The organism is Vibrio genomosp. F10 str. 9ZD137, assembly GCF_049974785.1.
Taxonomy (GTDB): Bacteria; Pseudomonadota; Gammaproteobacteria; order Enterobacterales; family Vibrionaceae; genus Vibrio.
Map to the genome: position 1 here is coordinate 4,506 of NZ_JBNGCJ010000212.1, position 4,797 is coordinate 9,302.

The 4,797-nt window shown below is 43.2% G+C and carries 4 protein-coding genes; 2 read left to right on the forward strand and 2 right to left on the reverse strand.

Translation table 11 applies throughout. The features are described 5' to 3' along the window. Nucleotides 1-194 precede the first annotated feature (194 nt). Both viaA and ACP45E_RS02855 read right to left on the reverse strand, forming a co-directional pair. The gene (gene viaA, locus ACP45E_RS02850; RefSeq protein ID WP_017037365.1) at nt 195-1,640 is read right to left on the reverse strand and encodes an ATPase RavA stimulator ViaA; all 1,446 of its coding nucleotides are present in this window, start codon (nt 1,638-1,640) and stop codon (nt 195-197) included. Between the two features lie 9 nt (nt 1,641-1,649). Continuing rightward, nucleotides 1,650-3,308, reverse strand: a complete 1,659-nt coding sequence (locus tag ACP45E_RS02855) for an ATPase RavA domain-containing protein (RefSeq protein WP_017037366.1) — start codon at nt 3,306-3,308, stop codon at nt 1,650-1,652. A gap of 263 nt (nt 3,309-3,571) precedes the next feature. Here ACP45E_RS02855 and ACP45E_RS02860 point away from each other — a divergent pair, with 263 nt between their 5' ends. Both ACP45E_RS02860 and ltaE read left to right on the forward strand, forming a co-directional pair. Next, a complete protein-coding gene (locus ACP45E_RS02860; protein WP_017037367.1) occupies nt 3,572-4,087 on the forward strand; it encodes an NUDIX hydrolase in 516 nt (171 codons plus the stop codon). Between the two features lie 9 nt (nt 4,088-4,096). Then, on the forward strand, nt 4,097-4,797 hold a 701-nt coding region (gene ltaE, locus ACP45E_RS02865), incomplete at its 3' end, for a low-specificity L-threonine aldolase (protein WP_069584672.1).

Below are 4,797 nucleotides of genomic sequence, written 5' to 3' on the forward strand. Positions count from 1 at the left end.
ATGTGCAATTTTTCAATTTCACAACGCTTTATGTTTCAACACGTTAACTCGCTAAAATAAGCAAACTTAGTGCCGTTGCGTTGGATGCATACTTTACGGATTGAGGCCTGATAGTCAAACAAAAAACGAAAAAAAAGATCTGTTTGCCCAGTTTTACAGCGATTCGATGAACTATCGCTCGGAATGATGGCGAATTACCACTGTTTCATCAACCGTCCCATTAAACTTGGGTGGTAAGCCCAGCAGTGATCAAACATTTCCATTAGCTGCGGATTCCCGTATTTAGACACGCTCACCGCATGGAAACGGTTTTTCTTGGTTTTCAACAGGTCTACTTTTTGTTGTAATTCGTCAGATTGTTTAGGCGCGATAAAATCCGATACCACGACTAAATCAGCGTTTTTGTATTTGCTGCCTTCCATGGTTTCAATCGATGTCATGATCGCTTTTTCAAAATCAGTTCCGCCATGGAAGCTGTAAGCTAGGAAATCACTCGCTTCTCGAAGGCCGTCTTGCTTTGTCAACTCGTAAGTGATTTGTTCCGTAGAAAATAAGATAACAAAACAGTCTCGTTCTTCGGCTAGGGCAATTTGCATCAGAGCATACGCTATGGCCTTTGCAGACTGCTCTGGGGAACCTTTCATTGAACCGGAGGCATCAATACAAATGACAAAAGGCCCCTTTTCAACGTCGATTTGCTTGCTGTCTGGAACATGCGCTTTTACCTTTCGCAAGGTTCGGGACTTACCCGCGACTTTATAGTTGAGTAGACGCTTATCCACGAGATGTTTATAGAAAACCACTTCAAGCTCTGGATACGCCAAGAACATGGTTTCGTTGGGTAATAATTTATTCAGGTCGTCACTTTCATGAATGCCGACAATATCATCCGTTGCTTCATCTGATTTTTCTTCCACCATTTGTAATTCTTCAGCCGGTGTTACGTTCAAATCAGGATCATCAACTTCACCCGCCATTCGGCCAAGTTGCTCTGCGATGTCTTGCAAACCTTTATTTTTACTCAGGTACTCTGCGTGTTTTCGCATCACCGTCAGATCGGTTTTACTCAACTTCGCAGAGGCCATATCCCAGAGTCTCCCAACACTGATTTCACTGCCCGTTTCAGTCACTCTGTCCATGTTCTTTATCGTTTCCATTCTTTGATAAAGATCTTTTAATGCTTTTTCTTTACTGGCTTCAAGCTCTGAAATCTGCGCTTTTTTTAGTGTATCAGATAGGCTTTTGTACCATTGATCACAAAAGTAATGCGGAAACATCGGGTTATTAATCCCTTTGTTTTTTTCAATCAAACGACGAGCTTGTAGATAGAAGGCGGAATGCCATTCTAACTGTTTGACAACGTCATTTAAGTTTTCAAAGAATGTCTCTTCATCCCAGTGGATAACATCTTGATACAACGACAACTCATGCTTAAAGCGATCCGTTTCGCACACCTTAGTAATTCGACGCTTTACACTCGTTCCCCATTTATGAAGGTGACCTTTAACAGACGTTTTTACGCCTCTGTTTTCAGCCATCATCATAACTTGAGAACGTGCCACCAGATCATTGACCGCAGTGTCAACAATCCCTGACTCTGCAATCATCACAACAAGGTTAAGTCCATCGGCTCCTAACATAGGGTGCTCCTAAGCAAAAAACTCATCGAGGTGCTTCACGCGAAATACGGTTTTTTCGCATTCGACTTTGGTTGCTTCTAACTGAGTCAGCAACTCTTGTAAGCCGACTTCCATCGTCGTTGGAAGATCGGTATCGATAAAACTGTGTGGTAAAGCCCCATGGAAATCTGAGCGTACCTTTCTTAAATGATAGTCAGCATTCTGCAATTGCGTCATCGCGTCATCCGCTTTTGTGCTCCACTGCTGATACAACGATGAGTCTAACCCTTCTTTGTCAGCAAGCGCCACCAGCACACCGCGATTCGCAATGTCTTTAATCACTAAATGGTTTTCAGCATCAACGTCGAACGTTAGGCGGCAAATATTGGTGTTCTGATTCACGTAACCGTAAATTTCACCGCCTCCTTCTTTAATCACTTTACTCAAATCATTCTTTGGTAAATAAACCCAACGGCTATCGCCTTTGTCTGATTCTGATACCGACATATTGGATTGCAACAATACCAGTTTAACCAGGCCTTTCGTTGTGCCGACTTGGTAACTGTTTGCGCTCGAAATGTCATAGTGCTGAACGTGCTTTTTGAGCAGCCCAGTTGGCGCGTCTTGTGACAGAACAACGCTATAAGTCGATTCAATGTGTGTCTGTATATCTTCAAGCTCTTCACGACACATGGATATCTGAAGTTCGACATCTTGCTGATCAAAAGCATGATGCAATGCAAAGTCTCGAATAATACTGCGAACATTGTCGCGTGATTCAGGGCTGTTCCATAAGCAGTCTTGCAATAACAAAAGATCTAATGGGTTGATCGAACTGCGCCCATTGAAAAAGGCACTCGCTTTAAGAAGGCGTACCGCTTTTTTCCATCGACGGTCAGACACATAGCTGTCGGTGTCCGTCAAGATTTCTTGTGCGTCGTCTTTGCCTTCAACCATTGATTTAAGTTTGAACAATTTTTCAAAAACGGAATCGGATAATTCAAGCTGATCAAACTCGGCTTGCCATTTATGGTATTCCTCATCGGTAATCGCTAAGCCTTCTGGGATTTTGGCTTCTTGCTGCGTGCCAACCGTCAACATGGATTTAAAATTTTGCTTGTTTTGAATACGATTGATGAACACTCGAACCAACATTCGGTCATAAAGAGCTTCTAAACCACTGTCTTCATCAGGGAGTTCATTCGACGCCGAAATAAGTAAGCGCATTGGTACACGTTCAATATCGCTGCCATTTTTAAAGGTTTTTTCATTCACTACCGTCAGTAGTGTATTCAAAATGGCTGGACCGGCTTTCCAGATTTCATCTAGAAAAACAATTTGTGAAGTGGGTAAGTACCCATTGGTCAAACGAACATATCGTCCATTATCTTTCAACTCTTGGATACTAAGGGGTCCAAACACTTCTTCAGGCGTAGAGAAGCGCGTCATCAAATACTCAAAATAGCTTGAATTATCGAATGCTTGGATTAATCGCTTTGCTATCAAGCTTTTTGCAATTCCAGGAGGGCCCAATAGAAAAACACTTTCACCTGCCAATGCCGCTAATAAGCACAATTTAATGGTGTCTTCTCTTTCGTAAACCCCGTCAGAAAGAGCGTGTGCGAGCTTATTAATTCGCTCGGAAAGCAACGCTTTTTGTGAATGAGATGCAGGGTTTGGGCTTATCATTTATTGGCTCCTAAAAAAACACACGACCTGTGAATCATATGTTTATACATTTGTTATTACTTTGTTACAAGTGTATTTTAATGACTAATTGGCAGTTATATCAGAGAATAACCTTCTATTATCATTGCAAACTGTGTTTTCGATTATACAAACTTGACCATGAGTTGAGCTTCGCTGGAGTATTCGATATTTCAGCTATCTTTAGGTTCCAAATCTCGCTATTGTTATGCGTTCATTTTTTCACATGGAAGTCGCTGATTGGCATGAGTAAACTCATTCATACATGGAAGCAAATTTCTCTTATTGAAGAAAATATTCGTTTGCCAAATGGTCACACCATAGTGCATACCACAATTGCGCACCCAGGCGCAGCGGTGATACTTCCAATCACTGCCGATGGTAACGTCATTTTAATCAACCAATTTCGCCCCTCTTTAGGAAAATGGCTTTTAGAGCTTCCTGCAGGAACCATTGAGCAAGGTGAACAACCCCAGCAGTGTGCGTTGCGCGAATTAGAAGAAGAAACCGGCTATAGCGCTGAGGAATGGTTCCCTCTAGGACAAGTCACCCCACTTGCAGGGTTTTGCGACGAGATTCAGCACTTATACGTCGCAAAGTCGCTGTCTAAATCACAACGATACGCGTGTGACGACGACGAAGTGATTGAAGTGGTCACAATGACTATAGAGCAGTTACAACAACTTATTATCAACGACACCATTACGGATGCCAAAACCATCGCCTGCTTAAGTAAAGCGATACTTTGCGGTTATCTATAGGAGATATTCATGGACTTCAGATCAGACACGGTTACTAGACCCACCCCAAAAATGCGCGAAGCCATGGCTAATGCATTAGTCGGAGATGATGTCTATGGCGATGACCCTACCGTCAATGAACTAGAAAACTGGGCCGCAGAGCGACATGGCTTTGAAGCCGCGCTTTTTACCTCTTCGGGTACACAAGCCAATTTACTCGGCATCATGGCTCATTGTGGACGTGGAGATGAGTATCTTTGTGGTCAGCAAGCACATAACTATCGTTACGAAGCAGGTGGAGCCGCCGTTTTAGGATCGATTCAACCGCAGCCGATTGAAAACAACCCTGACGGCACGTTGGATTTTTCCAAGCTCGCAGCAGCGATTAAGCCAGACGACAGTCATTTCGCTCAAACCAAACTTTTAAGTTTAGAAAATACCATCAGCGGAAAAGTACTCCCACTTTCTTATCTCGCAGAGGCTAGAGAATTTGTCAATGTGCATGGTCTGGCTCTTCACCTAGATGGCGCTCGTGTCTATAACGCTGCTGTTGCTCTCGGTGTTGATGTAACAGAAATAGCCAAGCACTTTGATTCGATGACAATCTGCCTTTCAAAAGGACTTGGCGCACCCATTGGTTCTTTGCTGCTGGGTAACAAAGAAACCATACAGAAAGCGAGACGCATTCGCAAAATGCTGGGGGGTGGCATGCGCCAAGCCGGTATTTTAGC

Bases quoted from the DNA above. Each gene is read 5' to 3' on its own strand.
- viaA (WP_017037365.1), bottom strand. From the start codon at position 1,640: ATGTTAGGAGCCGATGGACTTAACCTTGTTGTGATGATTGCAGAGTCA.
- ACP45E_RS02855 (WP_017037366.1), bottom strand. From the start codon at position 3,308: ATGATAAGCCCAAACCCTGCATCTCATTCACAAAAAGCGTTGCTTTCC.
- ACP45E_RS02860 (WP_017037367.1), top strand. From the start codon at position 3,572: ATGAGTAAACTCATTCATACATGGAAGCAAATTTCTCTTATTGAAGAA.